Genomic DNA, 3,679 nt, shown 5'->3' on the forward strand with positions numbered 1-3,679 from the left:
GGGCCGGGGTGAGGGTCCAACGCGCACAGCGACCCACCGCCTTTCTTTCAANTGAAATAAATTTGTGCTTTATCTCACATTGTAATTAAATTGTTTCTGGCCGAAGTTACACCAGGAGCATCCCGTATGACCGTTAAAGTTATCGTCACCGATATGGACGGAACTTTTCTTAATGACGCCAAGACCTACGACCGTTCGCGGTTCCTGGCGCAGTTTGAACAGCTTCAAGCACGTGGCATTGAGTTCGTTGTCGCCAGCGGCAACCAGTATTACCAGCTGATTACCTTCTTCCCTGAAATTCGGGATCGCATCTCTTTTGTCGCGGAAAACGGCGCGCTGGTGTACGAGCACGGGCAGCAGCTTTTCCACGGTGAGCTGACAAAACATGAGTATCAGACGGTGATTGGCGAACTGCTGAAAGATCCGCAGATGTATTTCGTCGCCTGCGGTCTGGAAAGTGCTTATATCAGCGACAGCGCGCCAGATGCGCTGGTCGAACTGATGTCCAAACACTACTACCGCTTAAAGCGCGTGGCGAACTTCCACGACGTCGACGATAAGATGTTCAAATTCTCCCTGAACCTCCCGGACAGCGATATTCCCGATCTGATTGATAAGCTGCACGTCTCCCTCGACGGCATTATGAAGCCCGTCACCAGCGGCTTCGGCTTTGTCGATCTCATCATTCCCGGCCTGCACAAAGCCAACGGCATTAGTCGCCTGCTGAAGCGCTGGCAGCTTTCACCGCAACAGTGCGTGGCAATTGGCGATAGCGGCAACGACGCCGAAATGCTCAAGCTGGTGAAATATTCCTTCGCCATGGGCAATGCGGTCGACAGCATTAAGGCCATTGCGGACTACCGGACCGACGACAACAACCACGACGGTGCGCTGAACGTCATTCAGTCCGTGCTGGACGGCACCGCCCCCTTCTAATTCTCTTCCTTTGCAGGCCTGATAAGCGCAGCGCCATCAGGCGCCTCCGTGTACATTGCCGGATGGCGGCGTTGCCTTATCCGGCCTACGTATTCATCTTCCTTTCTCTTCGTGATCTAACGCAAAAATTTAAACTTGCATTAACTTTATTTTAACTTAAAGTATCACCTGTAATGCATTTTACTTTCGAATGAAAGATTGCGAGGTTGATATGACGATTACCTTTACCCACGAAACGCTCCCTGCCGACCCGAAAGCGGCCATTCGCCAGATGAAACAAACGCTACGCGCGCAGATTGGCGACGTCCAGGCGGTGTTCGACCGTCTGAGCGCCACCATTGAAGCGCGGGTTGCGGAAATTAACGCCCTGAAGGCGCAGGGACAGCCGGTGTGGCCAATCATTCCCTTTGCCGATCTGGCGGCGGGCAACATTAGCGAAGCCACCCGCGCCGAGGTGAAGCGCCGCGGATGTGCGGTGATTAAAGGTCACTTCCCGCGTGAACAAGCGCTGGCTTGGGATCGTTCAATGCTCGACTACCTCGATCGCAACCATTTCGATGACGTATATAAGGGGCCAGGCGATAGCTTTTTCGGATCACTTGATGCCTCACGTCCGGAAATCTACCCGATTTACTGGTCGCAGGCGCAAATGCAGGCGCGTCAGAGTGAAGAGATGGCGCAGGCCCAATCGTTCCTCAACCGCCTCTGGAAAGTGGAAAGCGAGGGTAAGCAGTGGTTTAACCCGGATATCAGCGTCATTTATCCGGACCGTATCCGCCGCCGCCCACCGGGCACCACCTCTAAAGGGCTCGGAGCACATACCGATTCTGGCGCGCTGGAACGCTGGCTACTTCCGGCTTATCAACAGGTGTTCGCCAGCGTCTTTAACGGTAACGTCGAGCAGTACGATCCGTGGAACGCCGCGCACCGTACTGACGTGGAAGAGTACACCGTGGATAACACCACCAAATGCTCGGTGTTCCGCACCTTCCAGGGCTGGACGGCGCTGTCGGACATGATCCCGGATCAGGGGCTGCTGCACGTGGTGCCGATTCCGGAAGCGATGGCCTATGTGCTGCTGCGCCCGCTGCTCGATGACGTACCAGAAGATGAACTGTGCGGCGTAGCGCCAGGGAAAGTGCTGCCGATCTCCGAGAAATGGCACCCGTTGCTGATAAGCGCACTGACCTCTATTCCGGCGCTGGAGGCCGGTGATTCGGTATGGTGGCACTGCGACGTGATCCACTCGGTGGCGCCGGTGGAGAATCAGCAAGGCTGGGGGAACGTGATGTACATCCCCGCCGCGCCAATGTGCGAAAAAAACCTCGCTTACGCCCACAAGGTGAAAGCGGCATTAGAACGCGGCGCATCGCCGGGCGACTTCCCGCGTGAAGACTACGAAGCCGACTGGCAGGGCCGCTTTACGCTCGCCGACCTCAATATTCACGGCAAACGTGCGCTGGGCATCGACGCCTGATTATCGTACAACCCCTCCCGTTCAACGGCGGTGTGCCCTTTTCCGGGGCGCACCCGCCGCACCGATTCCCGAACCGCCAGTCGCCCATGTAGCAGTAACGATCCTACCGGCGCGTCGGGACGAATCAGCCGCTGTTGCAGCATCTGCACCGCCTCAACGCCCAGTTCATCGCGAGGCACGTGAACCGCGGTGAGCGGCACGTCCTCAATGGCCGCCAGGTTGAAGCCGTCGATACTCATGACCGAAACATCCTGCGGCACCCGCAGCCCGCGCTGACGCAGGGCGTTAACGGTCCCTGCCGCCATAAAATCACCGCCCACCAGGAAGGCCGTCGGCAATGGCCGGCCATCGAGCGCATCCAGCCACGCGCCAACCTTTTCCTCGGCAACTTTGGCGCTAAAGCTGCTGATATTCAGCAGGTCGCGCTCGTGCTGAAACTCAAGGTTGTGCTGACGCCACGCCTCTTTAATGCCCGCCAGTCGCTGTTCCATGGTGTAACGGCGCAGACACATGACGTTCATGACCTCCCGATGGCCCATTTCAAACAGGTAACGCGCGGCGAAAGCGCCAATCATCCGATGATCCGGCGCAATGGCCGGCAGACGCATGCGTTCATCGCGGCAGTTAATCAACACACAGGGCTTCGCGAGATCGGCGGCAAGATCGTGAATATGCGGATCGTCAATGCCCAGCAGAATGGCCGCCTGCGTCTCCGCTTCGTTCATGCGCGACAAAAACAGCGTAGGATCGCTGTCGTTCTCTTCCAGCGCGCAGTAGCGCAAACGCACCTCGTGTGGCGAGAGCGCTTTACTGATGCTCTGTATCACACGGTAGTAAAAGATGTCGGACCGCTCATCGAACGCCCGCGGCGGCGCAAAGACAATCAGGCTATTGAGCAACATCCTTCCTGCCGCCATACCGTCCATCACCCCAAGCTCACGCGCGCAGGTCAACACCTGCTCGCGGGCGCGAGCGCTGGTATTCGCTTTACCCGCCAGCACGCGCGAAACGGTGCTGGCAGACAGCCCGGTTCGGGCAGCAATCTCGGCGATTTTCAGCTTCTTTTCCATTTTGTGATCTGTCTCTAATTCGAAAATGAAAGAATTTTCATGACAAAAATGCCTTATTTGGCAAGGCATGAAAGACGTATACGTAATGTATATCAGTCATTCATGAAAAAACGTGCACAAAACCCGCTTTTCCCAACCTTTCATGTCTTCTAAGGTGAATTGGTAGAACAACTTCCATACAAGAACGGTGGAAGTG

General features: G+C 56.2%; 3 protein-coding genes. 2 read left to right on the top strand and 1 reads right to left on the bottom strand.

All coding sequences use genetic code 11. The features are described 5' to 3' along the window. The first annotated feature begins 126 nt into the window (after positions 1 to 126). Both NNN71_RS24055 and NNN71_RS24060 read left to right on the top strand, forming a co-directional pair. Entirely contained in the window at positions 127 to 936 is an 810-nt protein-coding gene (locus NNN71_RS24055) for a Cof-type HAD-IIB family hydrolase (RefSeq protein ID WP_271459531.1), read from the top strand. 211 nt (positions 937 to 1,147) lie between these two features. Continuing rightward, positions 1,148 to 2,413 (top strand): DUF1479 domain-containing protein, encoded by a 1,266-nt coding sequence (locus tag NNN71_RS24060; RefSeq protein ID WP_167576339.1) that lies wholly within the window; start codon positions 1,148 to 1,150, stop codon positions 2,411 to 2,413. Here the strand turns inward: NNN71_RS24060 and NNN71_RS24065 are convergent. Further along, complete coding sequence (locus NNN71_RS24065; RefSeq protein WP_139815208.1) at positions 2,380 to 3,483, bottom strand: LacI family DNA-binding transcriptional regulator; 1,104 nt, start codon at positions 3,481 to 3,483, stop codon at positions 2,380 to 2,382. The two genes, NNN71_RS24060 and NNN71_RS24065, sit on opposite strands and share 34 nt — an antisense overlap. Positions 3,484 to 3,679 lie beyond the last annotated feature (196 nt).

It is taken from the genome of Kluyvera sp. Awk 3 (assembly GCF_028069715.1).
Classification (GTDB): Bacteria; Pseudomonadota; Gammaproteobacteria; order Enterobacterales; family Enterobacteriaceae; genus Kluyvera; species Kluyvera georgiana_A.